This window comes from Methylorubrum populi (assembly GCA_036946625.1).
GTDB classification, from domain to species: Bacteria; Pseudomonadota; Alphaproteobacteria; order Rhizobiales; family Beijerinckiaceae; genus Methylobacterium; species Methylobacterium populi_C.
Map to the genome: position 1 here is coordinate 784445 of JAQIIU010000002.1, position 15155 is coordinate 799599.

A 15155-nucleotide genomic window follows, 5' to 3' on the forward strand; every position below is an offset into this window, starting at 1 on the left:
GCGCGGCGACGGGCAACCTCTTCCGCTTTCCATTCCGCGAGGTCGAAGCCGAGATCGTGGAAGTCGAAGACGTTGATGCCGACGGTCGCGGCCGGTCGCCGCGCGCGAAGGTCCGTGAGGTTCCGCGGCTCAGCCTCGGAGGCGAGCCCCCAGGCACCGGAGCCGCCACAGCGTCGCCACGGCCATGTTGAGGACGTAGGACGCGCAGCCCAGCCACACCATCAGCGCGTAGAGCAGTTCGCCCGGCGGCCAGCCGCGCGAGAGGATCGCCCGCCGGGCCGGACGCCAGTACGCGACCATGCCCCAGAACGACAGCACGAGGAACACGCCCCGCAGGCCCGTCCCGCGGGCATGGTAAGGCGTCGTCAGCACCAGGGCCGTGTAGCCCAGGACGACCGAGACGAGGGCCCACGCCGCCCGGAATTCGAACACGCGACGCATCAGGTACTGCCCCTCCTGGCCCGGCCGGTCTCGGCGCGCAGACGCTCGAAATAGTCCATCATGCGGTCTTCCGCGGCCGTGGCCGCCCGGGCTTGGCGGCGGGTCTCCTGCGCCTGGATGCGGCGGCGGGAGCCCTCCTCGATCCGGCGGGCGGATTCCCGTGTCCGGTCGGCCGAGACACGCAGGTCGCGCGCGGCCCGCGCGGTCTCCTCGCTCGCGTCGAGGGCGCCGCTCACCGCGGCGTCGAGCCGGCGCTGCGCGGCGGTGGGGTCGGCGTGCGGCAACAGCCACGACATGAGGCGCCTCCATCCGGTCATGCACGCCCCCGGATCAGTTCCCTGAGCGCCTCCGCCACCGCGTTGACGGAGGTTTGAAGCCCGGCGATGCCGTGCCGATCGGGACCGAACAGGATCACGAGAGAGCTCCCACGGTCAGGGTGAACGCGGCCGGCAGATAGGGGAACGCCTCCACCGTCACGGTGTAGGTGCCCGGGACGGTCCAACCCACCACGAGATCGCCGCCCTCGTGCTCGTGTCGCCCCCTCACCGGCCCCTCGAACGTCACCACGGCCGCCGGCAGGTCGGTCAGCGTCGCCGCCTCCCGCACGGCGATCCCGGTCTTGTCGAAGCGACCGGTGCCGGACATCTCGGTCATCAGGTTGGCGCGCGGGAAGATCGGGCCGACCACCGGGACGATCGCCATGCCCTCGCGGGTGAGCATGGCGTAGCGCGCGCCCTCCAGGCGCTGTGCGGTCGGGCCCGCCGCAGCGGCGAGGTCGAGCCGGAACCAGTCCTCGCCCTCGGCGGAGCGGCGATCGGCGCGGCCGTCGCGGTCGAGGCTCGCGAGCGAGGCCATGAAGTGCAGGTAGTCGGGACGGATCGCCCACGGCTCGGCCGTCAGGGCGCGCAGGGCGCTGGTCATTGCGGCTCCTTCGGGGGGGGCGGCTTCATCTTGCCTTCGACGTCCTGCACCGGGTGGATGTAGGCCCAGGCCTGCGGCACCCACTCGACCGCGTAGGCCTGCTGCCGGGTCATGCCGGTGGGCAGTTTCAGCGCGCCGGAGAGCAGGGCGAGGTCGATCCAGCGGCGCCAAACCGGCCGGCAGAACTGGAACACGACGAGGTGGTGCTGCCAGCGCTCGACGGAGCGGCGGAAGCCGTTGAGGGCGGCGCGCAGCGTGCGGTCGTCCATCTGGTTGTAGTCGCCGCTCAGTTCCTCGTAGAGCAGCCCCACCGCCGCCGCGACGCTGCGCTTGGCCTCGCGCACGAACGGCTCGAAGTTCGCCCCGACGTCGGTGGGCGCGCACATCTCGACGTCTTCGCCGTCGGCGAGCACCTGCACCGTGCCGGGCTCCATCTCGACGACGGCCACGCCCTCGTCGTCGGCCGGGTCGGAGCCCATCGGCCCGCCGCCGGGTTCGTCGTCGCCCTCGTCGTCGAGCTTCTTCTTGATGAAGGCGACGAGGCGGGCGGCGTTCTTCTTCCGCACCAGTTCGGCGTCGAAATACTGGTCGAGGTCGTAGAGGGTGCGCATCGCCCGCGCGAGCCATGGCTCGCCCCGGTCCTGGCCGGGCCGGCGGGGCCGGTAGAGGTGGCAGATGTCGCCGGCCGGCACGAGGGTTTCCTCGAAGCCGGTGTCGGTGATGATGCCGTCACCGGGGTGCTCGCGACGCATCCAGTAGCCGGTGCGCGCGCCGATCGCGTTGAACTGGATGCCCTGACGGATGCGGTTGGTGGCGTCCGTCTTCAGATGGTCGCAGTGGTCGCCTTCCAGCACCTGCAGCTTGATAGAACGACCGTAAGTTACTGCCTGATAAGTGCTATTTGGGGGGTGCTCTGTTCATGTCGCGTCTGTGTCGCAAGGAGCGACGCCGCAACTTCGTCGGCTGCCTTTTTGATGGCTCCGTCTGCGGGGAAAAGGTGCCCGTAGACATCGAGCGTTGTGGTCACCGACGCGTGCCCCATCATGGTCTTGATGTGCAGCGGCGAAAGGCCTTGGTCAATCAGCAGACTTGCCGCTGTGTGCCGGAGATCGTGCAGCCGGTAGAGCGGCTTGCCGTCCGGTTTCACGAGACCGGCACGCAAGATCAGCGGATGCCAATAGTCGGAGTATACCGAGCACCCCTGAAGCCCAAGGCCGGTGCCCGTGCGGATCACGAAGGCGTCTGGGGTGCGCTCGTGCTGGACGTAGCTGGGCAAGCCGCGCAGCGCCTCGGCAATTGGCAGAACAAGGGGCACCTCGCGTACGCCCGCGGCCGTTTTCGTACTCTTGATCCCGTCGAGGCGGGAGACGCTGCGGCGGATGCGCATTGTGCCACGCTCGAAATCGACGTCACCCCGCTTCAGTCCTGCGATCTCACCGCGCCGCAATCCGCCGAAGAGTGCGAGCGTCGCGATGGCGACCCGAATGCGTCGGGCCGCTTCCTTCTCGTGCGGTGCCCGTTTGCAGGCGACCTGTAGCAGGTGGCGCAGCTCGTCCTTCGACGGGATGTGGACGATCTTGCGTGCCGGTGGCAGCACAAGCTTCTTCGTATCAATTGGATTGAGCCTGAGCCATTGGCGCTCGATTGCAAAATCGAACACCATCCGGGTAGTGCGGATCGTGTGGCGCACGCTCGCGCCCGACAAGCCGGCGGTGCACAGCGCGTCGGTCACCGCCTGGATATCGGCGAGCCTGACTTTGGTGATGAGCTTTTGCCCGATGTGCGGCAAAGCGCGCCGGATTGCGATGTCGTACATTTCGACGCCAGAGCGTGAGAGTCCCGCCATCCGCTCGGCTCGCTTGCGGCAGTGCTCCAGCCAGTCAGCGGTCGCAGCCTCGAAGATGACGGAGTTGCCATCCGCGACGAACGTGCCAACTTCGATTTGCTGCTGCGTCTTCTGAAGGAATGCGTCGGCCGCCTTCTTCATGGTGAAGGTCTTGAGTGCGCGCTTCCCCCGCTCGTCCTTAAAGTCAACGACCCAAGCGCTCTTCTTTTTGCCGTCCCGCGTCCATTCTCTCTTGCGCACGCTCGCCATGAGTTAGGTTCCTCTTCCTGTCGATAGGATAGCACACCCGGCCGAGACGATCCCGGCCGGGACGGTGGGTCAGGCGGGGCCGGAGCCCGGCGGGCGGGGCGGGGTCGGGATCGCGGTGTAGGTGAAGCCGAAATCGCCCTGCGGCGGCGGGGCGTGCATCTCGGGCACGATCGGCAGGCCGAGCGCGAACCAGAGGCGCCCGGCGGCGCGCTCGCCGAAGACGTGCCGCGCCTCGGTCACAAGCTGCCGGCGGACGCGGACAGGCTCCTCCCGCGCGGCGTTCGGCAGGGGGCCGCCCATCATGGTCGGCCCCTCGGCGGTGGGGGCGCCGTAGAAGTGCCGGAACAGCACCTCGAAGCACTCGCGCTTGTAGGCGAGCACCCGGTCGCGGGCCTCCGGCTTCACGCGGGACTCGTCGATCCCGAACAGCCAGCCAGGGAGAAGCTGAAGCCGGAGGATGGTCGTCTCTTGCGGACCGCCGGGCGAAGGCATCACCATCATGGTGATACCTTCCGACAGCACCGGGTCGCGCTTCATCCGCTCATGCTGCTTGCGCCACTCGATGCCGAGCGCGTCGCAGATGGGCTTGGGGGCGACGAAGATCCCGTCCGGCCGTTCGGCCGCAAACAGGGTGTCGTCGTGGAACTCGACGGTGACGAGCTTGGTCATGGATGCACCTCACGAAATGGGCCGCCCGCACGGGATTGCGCGGGCGGCGGTCGTGAGGCTCGGCCGGGCCGTAGCGCTCTGACCGCACGGGGCGGCCGGGCCGGGTGTCAGGTGGCGGCGAAGCCCGCGCGCGTGGCGGCGGCGGTCGAGTGCTCCCGGTGGGCGTGCGCCCGGTCGAGAGCCGCGTCCGCCTCGCGCTGGTAGAAGTCGCTGCGCGCGACTTCCCAGGCGGCCCACCGCAGATGCGCCAAGGCGAGGAGTCCGAAGATCACGCGCATAGCGTGCCCTCCTCGGCCATCTCGCAGTAGCGGACCAACAGGGCGGTGCGCATCGCGGCGGGCACTTCGATACAGACCTCCCGCACCATGGCGCGGGTCAGCGTCGGGTCGCCCTGGTGTGTCACCCGCATGAGCGACTGCAACAACGCCTCGATCTGTCGTGCTCGATCGTCTGCCTTCTCCGCCTCGGCCCGAATGCTGGTGATGCAACGCCGGAGCCGGGCAATCTCCATGTCCGGCCGGGCCGCCGCCCGCCGCACCTTCGACAGCCTCGACCGCTTCGTGACGGCCTTGCCGTTCTCGGTGATGAGGGTCGGCTTCATCGGCCGCCCTCCCGCCAGTCGCAGCCGACCGCGCTCAGGACGAGGGCGGCGCGGGTCGAGGGGTTGGTGTGGATGTCGTGGAAGCTTCCGGCCGGCCCCAAGAGGGAGACCTGATCGCATCGCTGGCCAGTGAGGCGATCCGTGAGCAGGAAGCGGTCATCGCACCCGAGGTCGGCGCCAGTTGAGGTGTTGAACCGCTCGTAGCGCAGGAACCGCCGCTCGTAGAACAGCCACGTGTCATAGGCGGCAAGCAGGTCGGGGGTGACGGGTGCTGCCACAGCGGACGGCGCGCCGATGAGGGCCACGCCGCCGCCGATGAGCGGAAGCGTGGTGAGGCCGCGGAGGAAGCCGCGGCGGGAGGCGGGGATGGTCATCGGCCCGCCTCCGCGTTGGCGACGGCGTGCGACGCAATGGCAACGGCCAGCCGATCCAGCGCGAGATGCGCCAAGTCGGAGTAGGCGCGCAACGTGTCGCCGGTGCTGGCCATCGCCTCCGCAATGTCGCGGAGGGTTCCATCATCAAGGCCGGCGACTGCCTCTACGAGGTCCGGCTTTCCGAGCCGAAGTATTCCAGCCGCGATGCGGAGAGACACCAGCGGGCTTTTCCGCCCGGCCCAATCAGTGTCGGCCGGCACGAGGTTGAGCACGTCGATGGGCTCGAAGCCCATGCCAGCCATCTCCCGCACCTCGGCGTCATCCGCGCCGGCATCGCTCCCGCATTGCAGGAGCGGCGTCGGCATGGTCGGATGCATCGGCGGCTCGATCGGGCCGCGGAGGATGCGCGCGAAGACGCTGCCGTCGAGTGTGGGCCGGGTCATGCCGCGCCTCCCTCGATCCCGGCCCAGCGGGACTGCGACTCGCCGCCGACGAGCGCGGCCATCGCCGGCTCGGCGTCGCCGCCGTCCTCGAAATCGGGATCGCCGTCGATCGCGTCGAGCAAGGCGAGATCCGCCTCGATCCGGTCGGAGATGGCCTTCCGCAGTTCGAGGAGGCGCGTGTAGTCGCTGGCCGGCTCGTCGGCGCGCATGGCGCGGATCGCGGCGGATACAGGCCCGCCGGGCGCGACGAGGCGCGCGGGCGGCAACAGTTTGTGGGGTCGCATTTCGGTTCTCTGTGTTCGAACCGGCTTTCGAGGGCCGGGGCCGTCAGCCTTTCGAGGGGCCTTCAGCCATGCCAGCGGACGGCGCTGGCACCGGGAGTCTCGAAACACGCCACAGAGAACGTGCGCCGCAGCCTTCACCCGAAGGTTGTTGTATCGCCGCCCTGCGTTGCCGCTTGACGGTGCTACGGCACTCCCGGCATAGTGAGCCGGTCGCGCTCACCGGGAGGTGAGCACGCTCATTACGGGGCCGATCACCCGGCAAGGTGTTGGGCTTCCGTCTGTGGCTGTGACGCTATCCCCGGCAAGGGACCGTCACGGGAGTTTCGAGGCTCCACAGAAATCATGACACGCGAACCCCGCGCCCGGCAAGGTGTTCGGGGTTTTTGCGTTTCCGTCCTGTTCTGGTCAATTCGGTCGCACATGCGCTGTCGATGCTGACGCATCGCCCGGCCTGCGCTATCATCACCGCCTCGGGCCGCCGCCGTGCCCACCTTGCCCCGGATTTGGGGGGATTGGGGGGATGTTTCAAGCGCATGCGCGATCGTTCGGGTGATGCGTCTAGCAGTTCAAAAATCCCCCCCAATCCCCCCCAATGAAATCGGCCGCGCCCCACCTGCCCCACCTCGGTTCGAAGGTGGGGCGCCGGTAAGTCCCTGATTTCAAAGGGCGCGCCCCACCTGCCCCACCTTTCGCGCGCGTATGGAAAAATCCGCGCGGTCTCGGCGCGCCCCGCATGTGCTTCGAAATTACTCTAACCCTCGAAAAAGGTGGGGCAGGTGGGGCAGGTGGGGCAACAACAATAAAATCAGACACTTACACGCGCCCCACCTCGACTTGCAGGTGGGGCAAGGTGGGGCGCAGCGCCGTTTGCAATCCGGCCCGCGCGCCGCATATCATCCGGCATGGCCGACCGGCTCCTCACCCTCTGGCGCGATGATCGCCAATCCGCTCAGCGCGGCCCGACGCTTGCGGAGTTCCGCGAGCTTGATCGCGTGCGTGTGACGGAGGAGATCGAGGGCGAGGACGGCGAGCGCGTTCCGGCCGGGAGTGAGGGCACCGTCGTCGCGATATGGGGCAACGGCGCGGCGTTCGAGGTCGAGTTCATGCGCCCCGTCGAGACCCTGGCCGCGATTCGGCCGGACGCGCTGCGGCTTGTCGAGCGCGCCGCCGATTGACCGGCTTCATCAGCTACCCGGCGCAGTTCCGAATCGATGACGACAAGGTGCGCAAGTACCTGCTCGATCCGCACCATCGGGAGGGCGGGCCGAAATGCGCCTTCCTGCTCAGCGTCGGCTTCAGCGTGTCCGACCCGGTGACGCTGATGGCGGCACTCGCGCAGCATCCGGCTCCCGAGCGGTTGACGCGGGCCGTGCCGGTGCCGTTCGGCCTCCGCTACCACTTCGAAGGGCTGCTGCTGTGCCCCGGCGGGCGCCTCGCCAACGTCCGCACCGTCTGGCAGATGGACAGCGAGCCGGGGCTTCACGCCGCACGGTTCATCACCCTCAAGCCGCTGCCAAGGCTGCGGCTCGGCGTGTAGCCGCAACCGGCACGTCCTGCCGGTTGATCCCGAAACGCGAAAAGCCCCGCCCAGCCGAGGCCGGGCGGGGCGGTGCATTTCAAGGCATGTGCTTCAGGATGCCGGACTGCCCCGCTCCGGCGGCGGGGCGGCCGGCTCAGTCGTCGTCTTCGTCGTCGGGCGCGGCTTCGGACGGATCGCTTCCGCCATCCGCTCGTAGAGCCGCGCCGCATTTTTCGATGCCGTTGGCCACTGCGTGGAAGGCGTCATCGATCTTCTCCTGGAGCTTATCGCGCACATCAAGTTCCCGCGAGAAGCGCGCTGGGACGTTGTTGAATTCGAGGCGGATGAGGCCGACGAGTTCTGAGATAAGAAACTCGGCATCTTCTAGCGGAAGGAGCTTGCGTACCTCCACGTCGTTCTTCCGGCGCTCTCGCTGGATGCGGAGCCGCTTGAGTTCATCGTCGGCGCTGCGTGTGGCGCTACGCTCTTCAGCCCGCATGAACTGAAGGTAGCCATGGAGCAGCGGCAGGGCCGGGTAGCGGCCCCGTTCCGGCTTCGGCGCGTGCCCGCCCTTGGTCAGTTGCTGAAGGCGCCGCGGTGACAGCATGAACGCTGCGGCGGCCTCTTCCAGTGAGAGCGTGATGTCATCCAGGGGGTTCGGCATGATGCCTCCAAAGCGAAACGAAATGAGGTTTTGAAAAACCGAAAAATGCTCGAAACCCGGGGTCTCCCGCCCGCACCGGGCCTCCCCCCGGGGAAGGACCCGCCGGGTTCCATTCGTTGCCTGAATGCAACATTCGACCTCGGCCCCTCTCCGGCCTTGCTCGTCCACCCGGACAAACCGGACAAACCGGACACCTGTCCGGGTCGTCCACCCGTCCGCCGCCGGACGGACAGGACAAGGACACTAGGAGTGTCCTGTCTGTCCGGTCCCGGATGTCCGCTCAGTCCGCGTCCGGCTTGAGCCAGATGTGATCCAGGCCGTGAAGCTCGACGGAGCCGATGAGGTCTCGAGCCGTGACGGCGCGGACGAACGCCTTACGCTTGGCGTCGGCGCGCTTGGCCTCGTCCTCGCCCTCGGCGGGATAGAGGTCCGCGAACCGGGTCCGCACGCTGGCGAGCCGAACGGCGCGCACCTCGGCGCCCTCGGTGCCGAACGGCCACGCCCGAATGCCGTCGGCTTCCAGGCCGTCGAACAGCACTTGCCGGAAGACGCGGAGCGAGGCGGGCCAGCCCTGGCGCTTCAGGGCAGCGGGCTGCGCCTCACGGTCCGTTTCCCACCGGACCACGCACGTCGTGATCGGGTCACCGTAGCGGTCCTCTCCGATCTCCACCACGTCGAGGCTGTAGGGCGTCTGCATACCGATCCGCCCGCCCCGGAGCTTGCGCAGCGCCATGCGGGTGTTGCTGATGGCGCCGGCCGCATCACGATCGGCAAGCATGGCGAGCACTACGTCGGCGGCGGCCTCCTTCGCAGAGGAGCCGCGTGTGCCAGTGTCCGCCGCCTTGCCGAAATGATCCACGCCCAGGACGAAGGCGCCCGTGCGATGGCTCAAGGTCTCAAGCGCGTTCATGGCCTTCTGCGTCTCGGCCGCGCTGTTCTCGTCATCAAAGCCCGCGCCCGCCGCGATGGTGTCGATGACGATGAGGGCGAGCGGCAGGCCGTAGAGGTCGCGCATGTCGGCGGCGGCCTGCTCCGCGACGGCGGCGAGCACTTCGACGGCGCCGGACTCCACCAGCCGCGGGCACTCCTCGATCCAGGCGAAGGGGAGGTCCGCCGGATCAACCGCGGGGCCTTCCTCAGGTGCGATCGGCACGCCGCCGGGCGCCACCTTGCCGGCGACGATGCCGCGCAGGCGAATGGGGATCTCGAATGCGCCCTCGGGGGCGACGAAGAGGATGCCACCCCGCCGCATCACGCGCCGTCCGGCGAAGGGCTGGCCGGTGACGACGGAGGCAGCGAGGTCGAGGGCGCCGAAGGTCTTGCCTGCGCCCCACTGGCCGGAGAGGAGCCCCTTGCCGGTCTCGAAGATCAGGTCTCGCACCAGCCACGCGCGATCGGCGCTGGGGTCCGCGTCGCGATGCCATCGCAGGCGAATCGGCTGGCGCGTCGCCGTGGGCTCGCCCTCGCCCTCGCCCTCGCCGTCGTCGGGCCAGCGTCCGGGCCGGTCTTGCTCGGCGAGCGTCATTCGGCGAGCGCCCGCGCCGCGGCGCGCATGGCCGCATCTTGCCGCGCAGCCTCGGCGAGCATCGGCAACGTCTCGGCGGCCTTCACCGCGCAAACCGTCATCATCCGCACGGCGCGGTGCAAGCCGGTGTCGTCGCCGAGTTGAGCGTAGCTCGCGACGTGCTCGGCGTAGGCTGCGGCTCGCTCGGCTGTCTCGGCAATGAAGGAGCGGAAATCGTCGGGCGATCCGCTGGCCGGTGGCACGTTCATGTCGCGGTTCCCCGGAGAAAGGCGGTGCGGGCCGGGGCATCCCCGGCCCGGCTTCCCTCTGGCGAGGGCGTCAGGCTTCGTCGCTGCGCTCGGGCTCGCCGGGAGGCACGCGGCCCCACGCCTGGGCGTTGCCGATGGCGGCGCCGAGCTGGGCTTGGAGGCGCACGGCCTGCCGGTAGGGGATGCGCAGGCGCATGGTCGGGACGTTGCCGCCCGGCTGGCCGGGGCACAGCTCTATCCCGACTTCGATCACCGGGGGCGAGCCCGGCCCGCCGCCCAGCACGCGCGCGAAGAACGGCCGGGCATCCGGCCCGCCTCGCGGCGGGCGCGGCGGCCGGGCCTCGCCGAGATCGGGGGAGGCGCCGCGATCCCGCGACGCCTCCTGCTCTGGCGCGGCCATCAGCCGGGGCTCTTCCAGGCGCCGCGATAGTCCACCGCGCCGGCACCGCAGTGCCAGGTGACGCGGTAGCTCGTCCCGATCTTCCTGAATTCCTGCTCCACCTCGAGGCGCGGCCCCTCGAAGCCCTGAAGCGTGAGGAAGCGGATCACGGGGTAGAGCGCCGGGTCGGCGAACAGATATCAGGGCGCTACCTCCGACAGCCGGGGCTCCACCAGCACCTCCAGCTTGCCGGCGAACGGGTTGGTGTCCTCGCCCCGCGTCGGGGAGATCGGCGCGACGAGCCGGTCCGCTGCGGTCTCCAACTCGTTCGGGACGAGGATGAATTTCGGCGAGATGCCGAGCTTCGTCCGCTTGTCCAGGGCGGTCTGGTTGCGCATGGCGAGGCGGCCGGCGCCGGCCGCATCGATGGAGATCGGGCCGGTGAGCCCGAGATTGCCGTGGTCGGCATGGAAGACGGTCTTGCCGTCCGACAGCTTGGCCGCGAGCGCCGCGAGGATGAGCTTGGACTTCAACTCGCCGGTCGCGAAGCCGATGTCGCGGATGGAGCGGTCCACCGCGCCCAGATCGTCGTTGACCAGGACCTGGAACGTGACGCCGATGCCCTTGCCGTAGCTGGCGATGGCGATGGACTCGCCGCTCTCGTCCAGCGTGCCGAACTTGATCTCGCCGTGCTCGTTCACCTTTTCCAGTTCGGGGAAAGACGACAGCCGGCCCTCGTTCTGCGGCCGGAAGTCCTTCGCCGTGCCCGGTGCAGCGATGCGGGCGGCGCCGCCCTCCGCGGCCTTGAACAGGTCGAGCAGGCGCCGGTTCATGACGTTGCCGAGCATCAGCGGGAAGTCGCCCGTGCCGTGCATCCCGCCGCGCTCCATCATGCCGGTGGCGATGCGGTCGGGCCGGGCGAGGTCCACACGCTCCCCGCGCGCGCGGAGCAGGTCAGCGCCGATGTCGAGCAGGCGCTTGCCCATGAACTCGCGGGCCGCGCCCTCGGGCGCCGCCCCGCTCATGCGGGAGAACAGGGCGCCCTCGATGGACCGGGCCATGAAGTCGGGGTTGTCCAGGCTCTCGTTCTGGAAGTGGCTGCGGGCCGTGGCGCCGGTCGGGGTGCCCTCGGCGCGGCGGGCCATCGCGTCCAATGCCTGGGCCCGGAAGTCCTCGACGCTCGTGCCGCCGTCGATGGCCGCCTGAAGCACGGCCGGTCCGAGCCGGCCGCGCGTGGCGATGTCCGTGATGGTGCCGACGCGGAGCCGCTCGGCGCGGGTCTGCACGTCGAGCGCCGGGCGGTTCGCGGGCGGGTCCTGCGGGGCGCTGCGGGTCTGGATGTCGTCGTTCTCGGGTTCCATGTGTCCTCCTGCGGAGCGGATGAAGGCGTTGGGATCGGCGGGCATGGGGACGAGGCTCAGCTCGTAGGGCTCCCAATCCACGTGGGTGACGGTCCGGCGGCCCTTCGCCGGGGTCTTCTCGTCGGAGGCGTAGGCGCGGTAGCCCACGGAGACGTTGCGGATGACGCCGGCCGCGAGGTCGGCGCCGATCGACGCGACCTCGGCGCGCTCGGAGAACTGGCCGGTGACGATGAGCTCGCCGCCCTCGATCCTGGCTCCGGTCACCACGCCGATCTGGTCGGCGAGCGTGCCGGACCGGTGCGCGTTGAGGATCGGGGCGCGGCCGGAGGCGAAGCGGGCGAGCCGGATCGCCTGGGCCGAGATGGAGAGGCATTCGTCGTAGGTGCCGCCCTCGAAATAGTCGGGGCGAGAGACCGGCGTGCCGGTCGCGGCGACGGCGGTGAAGGTTCGCGTCTCGGGGTCGTATGAGCCGGCCGAGACGCTGGCGCGGCGGGTCACAAGGTCGGGGGGCATGTTACTTTCGCCTCCTGGCGAGCGAATGCTGCAAACACCTCTCCAGCAATTGATATTGCGGAGAATGCATCGCGGATGCATTGTTCATGTCGATCAAGACCTGCAAATAAAAGCAGGGATCAACAAAAGGGGTGCAAGGTGGCCGAAGCTCTTCCTTCGCTGCCGATCAGCGCGCGAGCGCGGCGTAGCTCGCCAAGACGCGGCGGCGGTCGAGTGGTTCGAGGCGCATCAGGGCGGCCAGCGCGTCACCGGCCCGGCCGGCGTCGCCTTCGGCCGCGCGGAGTTCCGCTTCCGCCGCTCGGCCTCGATCCCCGCAGCACAGCCGAAGGATAGCCCGCAAGCCGCGGAGCCGGGCGACGCGTTCGGTCTCGGCGAGGCCGGGGGCGAAGGGGCCCCACTGGTCCACCGACGCGAGGCCGGACACGTCAGGCCGCCGGGCGATGGATCGCGGCGGCCTCGGCGGCAGCGAGCCACGAAGTCAACGAGGACTCGCGCGCGCAGACGGTACGCCCGATCTTGAAGGTCGGAATTTCACCTGTCAGGGCGCGGTGCCGCACCTGCCTCGGCGTCATCCGGAGATACTTCGCGATGGCTTCGACGCCGTTCAGAAGGTCGGTTGTCGTTGTGTCGCTCACTGGTTTTCCCTGTCGCTCATGTTGCAGCCATGTTGCATGCGCGCGCCGGTCCGCTTTGTCGGTCTGTGTAAAATCAATGGCTTGGCGCGGCGGGGACGGCTCTCGGACCGCCACATGAAAAAGCCGCCCGAAGGCGGCTTTCGCATTTGAAGACAATGACTTACGCGGTGGCCGCGATTTCCCTATTAAGCACCTGCAACTGCAGCGGCACGGTGAGGCCGTCGGACAGGAGGCGGGTGCGCAGGCGGGTGAAGCTCTCGCCGCCCTCGACCATGCCGGTGACCGCGATGGCCTGCAGCCCGTAGAAGTCGTGCGCCCCGACCGAATCGGCCTCATCGGTCCAGGCCAGGAACAGGCTCTGCAGGGCGGCGCGGAACGCCGCGTCCTCCTGCCGAACCCGCTTGGCCTGCTCCTCGCTTAAGCCCGCGACCGGGCGTGCCGCGATCGAGCGCGGCACGATGCCGGTGCCGATGCGCCCGAAGCCCCAGATCGAGACCTCAAGGCGATCCTTCTGCACGTTGACACCGGCGAACAGGATCAGCGCGCCGTGCGAGACCGTGCCGGACAGGTAGTCGTCGCGCCGGGCGTAGACGTCCTTCCACTCAGGGACGTCGACACCCTCTTTCCACGTCCGGGCAAGCTGCGTGTTGAAGAACGCCCGCAATGCTTCCGGTCCCCGCTTCAGCGCCCGCGCGAACTTCGCGACCGTCTCCCTGATGGTCTGCTTCGGGGCGTAGAGCTTGGACGCCTGCCCGCCCGCGTGCTCGTTCGACACCGCCAGGGTGCCGCAGCACCGGCACAGCGCCCGCCGCACCCCGTGCGCCAGGGGCGCCCACTGCTCCGGCACCTGCTTCTCACCGCAGCAGGTGAACGGCCTGGTCTGGCGCCACTCGATCCGGCGGAGCGCCGCGAGCCGCTGCGCCGGGCTCCACGGCCGCTCGCAGGCGACGCACTCGTAGCGCGCCGAGGCGGTGATGATCTTGCCGTCCTCGTCCTTGTCGAACCTGACCTGCTCCCACTCCATCGCCTGCCACGCCGAGCAGTGCGGACAGCAGACGAAGGGCTTGCGCTGGTCGCTTTCCTCATAGCTCGCCTCGATCGCCGAGCGCCCGGCCACGGTCGGCGAGCACGCGAGCACGGTCAGGCTGTTGGCCTTGAACTCGGCCTGCCGCTCCTCGGCGAGGTCGATCGGCGGGCCCTCGCCGCCGGCCGAGAGCGGATACTTGTCGATCTCGTCGCAGACGAAATCAGTATCGTTTCAGAGCAATGACTTAGGTCGCTATGTCGCGCCCTTGTCGCGCAGGATCACCCCGCCAAGTCGCGTCCGATCTTCGTCATGGCGTTCTGCACGGCTTCCGGATCTTCGAAGAGATGACCGTAGCGGTCGAACGTCATGCTGATCGAGGCGTGGCCCATGATGGCCTGAATGCGCTTGGGTGGAAGCCCGGCCTTGATGAGGAGGCTGGCGCAGACGTGCCGCAAGGCATGGAAGTGGTAGCGCTCGCGCGGCTGCACGGTCTGGCCCTTCCCAGCGGTGAGGATGCGCCGCTGGAGCCGGTGCCAACTGCGATCGATGGCAGCCGGCTGCACCATCGTTCCGCGCTCCCCGGCGAACACGAGGTTGCCAGAGTTTGCCCGGGAAGCCAGCTTCCACGTCTTCAGTTCGACGGCGAGGCGCGGCGCCAGGGGGACGTCGCGGATACCGGCGGCCGACTTGGGCTCATCGACGTGCCCGAGGTTGTCGGCGGCAACGCGGACGCGGATGACACCCGACTCGAAGTCGATATGGTCCCACCGCAGGGCGCGCAGTTCGCCCTGGCGCAGCCCGGCAAACACCGCCGTGTGCAGCATGGCGCGGAGGTACTTGGCGACGCCGCCCCGGCCGGTCACGGTGCCGCTGGCGTCGAGCATCCTCCGGATCTCGATCTTCGACGGGATGTCGATGCGCACCGTCTTGCGGCCAGGGATGTGCAGATCCTCGTCCCTCAGCACGTTCTTGCCGACGAGCCCCTTATGCACCGCGTGTTTCAGGGTGAGGCTCAGGCATCCCGCAGCGTTGCGCAGGGTTTGGAAACCACGCGGAGCCTCCTTGTCAAAGGCCAGTTCATCGACCCACGCTTGGAGCGACCGGAAGGTCAGATCGGTCAGCCTGCGCTTGCCAAGTTGCGGCCGAACATGGTTCTCGACGGTGCATCGGAAGTTCCGCACCGTCCGCGCGCGGATGCGATCCCTGGCCTGAACCCGCGCATCGCAGTTCGTCAGCCAGAGGTCCAGGGCCTCGCCGACCGTGACGCTCTGCGAGGCGGCGACGTGGGTGCCGGCCTCTATCTCGGTTTCCACCTTGGTCCGGTAGCGGTCGGCATCCTTCTTCTTGTCGAAGGTCTTGAGCCGCCGCTTTCCGCCCTGGTCGGTGTAGCGGACCACCCATGCGACCTTCGTTTCGTTCTTGTGGGTCCATTCGCGCTTTGCGACGCTCGCCATGG

General features: G+C 68.9%; 21 protein-coding genes and 2 pseudogenes. 2 read left to right on the forward strand and 21 right to left on the reverse strand.

The genetic code is table 11. The features are described 5' to 3' along the window. Positions 1 to 129: 129 nt before the first annotated feature. The 11 genes and pseudogenes from PGN25_05540 to PGN25_05590 all read right to left on the reverse strand — a co-directional run bounded on the left by PGN25_05540 (position 130) and on the right by PGN25_05590 (position 5828). Entirely contained in the window at positions 130 to 441 is a 312-nt protein-coding gene (locus PGN25_05540; GenBank protein ID MEH3117073.1) for a hypothetical protein, read from the reverse strand. Then, a complete protein-coding gene (locus tag PGN25_05545) occupies positions 441 to 737 on the reverse strand; it encodes a hypothetical protein (GenBank protein MEH3117074.1) in 297 nt (98 codons plus the stop codon). The genes PGN25_05540 and PGN25_05545 overlap by 1 nt, the downstream gene beginning before the upstream one ends. Before the next feature lie 115 nt (positions 738 to 852). Beyond that, a complete protein-coding gene (locus PGN25_05550) occupies positions 853 to 1362 on the reverse strand; it encodes a hypothetical protein (protein MEH3117075.1) in 510 nt (169 codons plus the stop codon). A 29-nt stretch (positions 1363 to 1391) separates the two neighbouring features. Next, positions 1392 to 2228: pseudogene (locus PGN25_05555) on the reverse strand (phage portal protein). 14 nt (positions 2229 to 2242) lie between these two features. Continuing rightward, positions 2243 to 3457, reverse strand: a complete 1215-nt coding sequence (locus tag PGN25_05560) for a site-specific integrase (GenBank protein ID MEH3117076.1) — start codon at positions 3455 to 3457, stop codon at positions 2243 to 2245. A 69-nt stretch (positions 3458 to 3526) separates the two neighbouring features. Next, positions 3527 to 4126, reverse strand: a complete 600-nt coding sequence (locus PGN25_05565; GenBank protein MEH3117077.1) for a phage P22, antirepressor protein — start codon at positions 4124 to 4126, stop codon at positions 3527 to 3529. Positions 4127 to 4233: 107 nt separating this feature from the next. Beyond that, positions 4234 to 4404, reverse strand: coding sequence for a hypothetical protein (locus PGN25_05570; protein MEH3117078.1), 171 nt, complete (start codon positions 4402 to 4404; stop codon positions 4234 to 4236). Beyond that, a complete protein-coding gene (locus PGN25_05575) occupies positions 4395 to 4727 on the reverse strand; it encodes a hypothetical protein (protein ID MEH3117079.1) in 333 nt (110 codons plus the stop codon). The genes PGN25_05570 and PGN25_05575 overlap by 10 nt, the downstream gene beginning before the upstream one ends. Next, a complete protein-coding gene (locus PGN25_05580) occupies positions 4724 to 5101 on the reverse strand; it encodes a hypothetical protein (GenBank protein MEH3117080.1) in 378 nt (125 codons plus the stop codon). Before PGN25_05580 ends, PGN25_05575 begins: the two co-directional genes overlap by 4 nt. Further along, positions 5098 to 5466: a hypothetical protein gene (locus tag PGN25_05585; GenBank protein ID MEH3117081.1), complete on the reverse strand. Its 369-nt coding sequence runs from the start codon at positions 5464 to 5466 to the stop codon at positions 5098 to 5100. The genes PGN25_05580 and PGN25_05585 overlap by 4 nt, the downstream gene beginning before the upstream one ends. Before the next feature lie 74 nt (positions 5467 to 5540). Continuing rightward, positions 5541 to 5828 carry a hypothetical protein gene (locus PGN25_05590; GenBank protein ID MEH3117082.1) on the reverse strand — a complete coding sequence of 96 codons (288 nt, stop codon included), beginning with the start codon at positions 5826 to 5828 and terminating at the stop codon, positions 5541 to 5543. 902 nt (positions 5829 to 6730) lie between these two features. On the opposite strand from PGN25_05590, the gene PGN25_05595 reads away from it, so the two are divergent. Together PGN25_05595 and PGN25_05600 are read left to right on the forward strand one after the other, a co-directional pair. Beyond that, positions 6731 to 7003 (forward strand): DUF4926 domain-containing protein, encoded by a 273-nt coding sequence (locus PGN25_05595; GenBank protein ID MEH3117083.1) that lies wholly within the window; start codon positions 6731 to 6733, stop codon positions 7001 to 7003. Beyond that, on the forward strand, positions 7000 to 7365 hold the full coding sequence (locus tag PGN25_05600) for a hypothetical protein (protein ID MEH3117084.1): 366 nt from the start codon (positions 7000 to 7002) through the stop codon (positions 7363 to 7365). Before PGN25_05595 ends, PGN25_05600 begins: the two co-directional genes overlap by 4 nt. 136 nt (positions 7366 to 7501) lie before the next feature. Here the strand turns inward: PGN25_05600 and PGN25_05605 are convergent, their stop codons facing one another. The 10 genes and pseudogenes from PGN25_05605 to PGN25_05650 form a co-directional block, all read right to left on the reverse strand. Continuing rightward, a complete protein-coding gene (locus tag PGN25_05605) occupies positions 7502 to 8011 on the reverse strand; it encodes a hypothetical protein (protein MEH3117085.1) in 510 nt (169 codons plus the stop codon). Positions 8012 to 8291: 280 nt separating this feature from the next. Beyond that, on the reverse strand, positions 8292 to 9536 hold the full coding sequence (locus PGN25_05610; GenBank protein MEH3117086.1) for an AAA family ATPase: 1245 nt from the start codon (positions 9534 to 9536) through the stop codon (positions 8292 to 8294). Beyond that, a complete protein-coding gene (locus PGN25_05615; GenBank protein MEH3117087.1) occupies positions 9533 to 9784 on the reverse strand; it encodes a hypothetical protein in 252 nt (83 codons plus the stop codon). Before PGN25_05615 ends, PGN25_05610 begins: the two co-directional genes overlap by 4 nt. Positions 9785 to 9854: 70 nt before the next feature. Then, a complete protein-coding gene (locus PGN25_05620) occupies positions 9855 to 10184 on the reverse strand; it encodes a hypothetical protein (GenBank protein MEH3117088.1) in 330 nt (109 codons plus the stop codon). Further along, entirely contained in the window at positions 10184 to 10333 is a 150-nt protein-coding gene (locus PGN25_05625; GenBank protein ID MEH3117089.1) for a hypothetical protein, read from the reverse strand. The genes PGN25_05620 and PGN25_05625 overlap by 1 nt, the downstream gene beginning before the upstream one ends. Before the next feature lie 30 nt (positions 10334 to 10363). After that, a complete protein-coding gene (locus PGN25_05630) occupies positions 10364 to 12037 on the reverse strand; it encodes a Mu-like prophage major head subunit gpT family protein (protein ID MEH3117090.1) in 1674 nt (557 codons plus the stop codon). A 166-nt stretch (positions 12038 to 12203) separates the two neighbouring features. After that, entirely contained in the window at positions 12204 to 12461 is a 258-nt protein-coding gene (locus tag PGN25_05635; protein MEH3117091.1) for a hypothetical protein, read from the reverse strand. 1 nt (position 12462) lies between these two features. Beyond that, positions 12463 to 12672, reverse strand: a complete 210-nt coding sequence (locus PGN25_05640) for a DNA-binding protein (protein MEH3117092.1) — start codon at positions 12670 to 12672, stop codon at positions 12463 to 12465. Positions 12673 to 12865: 193 nt separating this feature from the next. After that, positions 12866 to 13915: pseudogene (locus tag PGN25_05645) on the reverse strand (phage terminase large subunit family protein). A gap of 62 nt (positions 13916 to 13977) precedes the next feature. Further along, positions 13978 to 15153, reverse strand: coding sequence for a tyrosine-type recombinase/integrase (locus tag PGN25_05650; protein ID MEH3117093.1), 1176 nt, complete (start codon positions 15151 to 15153; stop codon positions 13978 to 13980). Between the last annotated feature and the right edge of the window lie 2 nt (positions 15154 to 15155).

What these genes read in the sequence shown, in the direction of transcription:
- PGN25_05540 (MEH3117073.1), bottom strand. Translation starts at nt 441, where the DNA reads ATGCGTCGCGTGTTCGAATTCCGGGCGGCGTGGGCCCTCGTCTCGGTC.
- PGN25_05545 (MEH3117074.1), bottom strand. Translation starts at nt 737, where the DNA reads ATGTCGTGGCTGTTGCCGCACGCCGACCCCACCGCCGCGCAGCGCCGG.
- PGN25_05550 (MEH3117075.1), bottom strand. Translation starts at nt 1,362, where the DNA reads ATGACCAGCGCCCTGCGCGCCCTGACGGCCGAGCCGTGGGCGATCCGT.
- PGN25_05560 (MEH3117076.1), bottom strand. Translation starts at nt 3,457, where the DNA reads ATGGCGAGCGTGCGCAAGAGAGAATGGACGCGGGACGGCAAAAAGAAG.
- PGN25_05565 (MEH3117077.1), bottom strand. Translation starts at nt 4,126, where the DNA reads ATGACCAAGCTCGTCACCGTCGAGTTCCACGACGACACCCTGTTTGCG.
- PGN25_05570 (MEH3117078.1), bottom strand. Translation starts at nt 4,404, where the DNA reads ATGCGCGTGATCTTCGGACTCCTCGCCTTGGCGCATCTGCGGTGGGCC.
- PGN25_05575 (MEH3117079.1), bottom strand. Translation starts at nt 4,727, where the DNA reads ATGAAGCCGACCCTCATCACCGAGAACGGCAAGGCCGTCACGAAGCGG.
- PGN25_05580 (MEH3117080.1), bottom strand. Translation starts at nt 5,101, where the DNA reads ATGACCATCCCCGCCTCCCGCCGCGGCTTCCTCCGCGGCCTCACCACG.
- PGN25_05585 (MEH3117081.1), bottom strand. Translation starts at nt 5,466, where the DNA reads ATGCCGACGCCGCTCCTGCAATGCGGGAGCGATGCCGGCGCGGATGAC.
- PGN25_05590 (MEH3117082.1), bottom strand. Translation starts at nt 5,828, where the DNA reads ATGCGACCCCACAAACTGTTGCCGCCCGCGCGCCTCGTCGCGCCCGGC.
- PGN25_05595 (MEH3117083.1), top strand. Translation starts at nt 6,731, where the DNA reads ATGGCCGACCGGCTCCTCACCCTCTGGCGCGATGATCGCCAATCCGCT.
- PGN25_05605 (MEH3117085.1), bottom strand. Translation starts at nt 8,011, where the DNA reads ATGCCGAACCCCCTGGATGACATCACGCTCTCACTGGAAGAGGCCGCC.
- PGN25_05610 (MEH3117086.1), bottom strand. Translation starts at nt 9,536, where the DNA reads ATGACGCTCGCCGAGCAAGACCGGCCCGGACGCTGGCCCGACGACGGC.
- PGN25_05615 (MEH3117087.1), bottom strand. Translation starts at nt 9,784, where the DNA reads ATGAACGTGCCACCGGCCAGCGGATCGCCCGACGATTTCCGCTCCTTC.
- PGN25_05620 (MEH3117088.1), bottom strand. Translation starts at nt 10,184, where the DNA reads ATGGCCGCGCCAGAGCAGGAGGCGTCGCGGGATCGCGGCGCCTCCCCC.
- PGN25_05630 (MEH3117090.1), bottom strand. Translation starts at nt 12,037, where the DNA reads ATGCCCCCCGACCTTGTGACCCGCCGCGCCAGCGTCTCGGCCGGCTCA.
- PGN25_05650 (MEH3117093.1), bottom strand. Translation starts at nt 15,153, where the DNA reads ATGGCGAGCGTCGCAAAGCGCGAATGGACCCACAAGAACGAAACGAAG.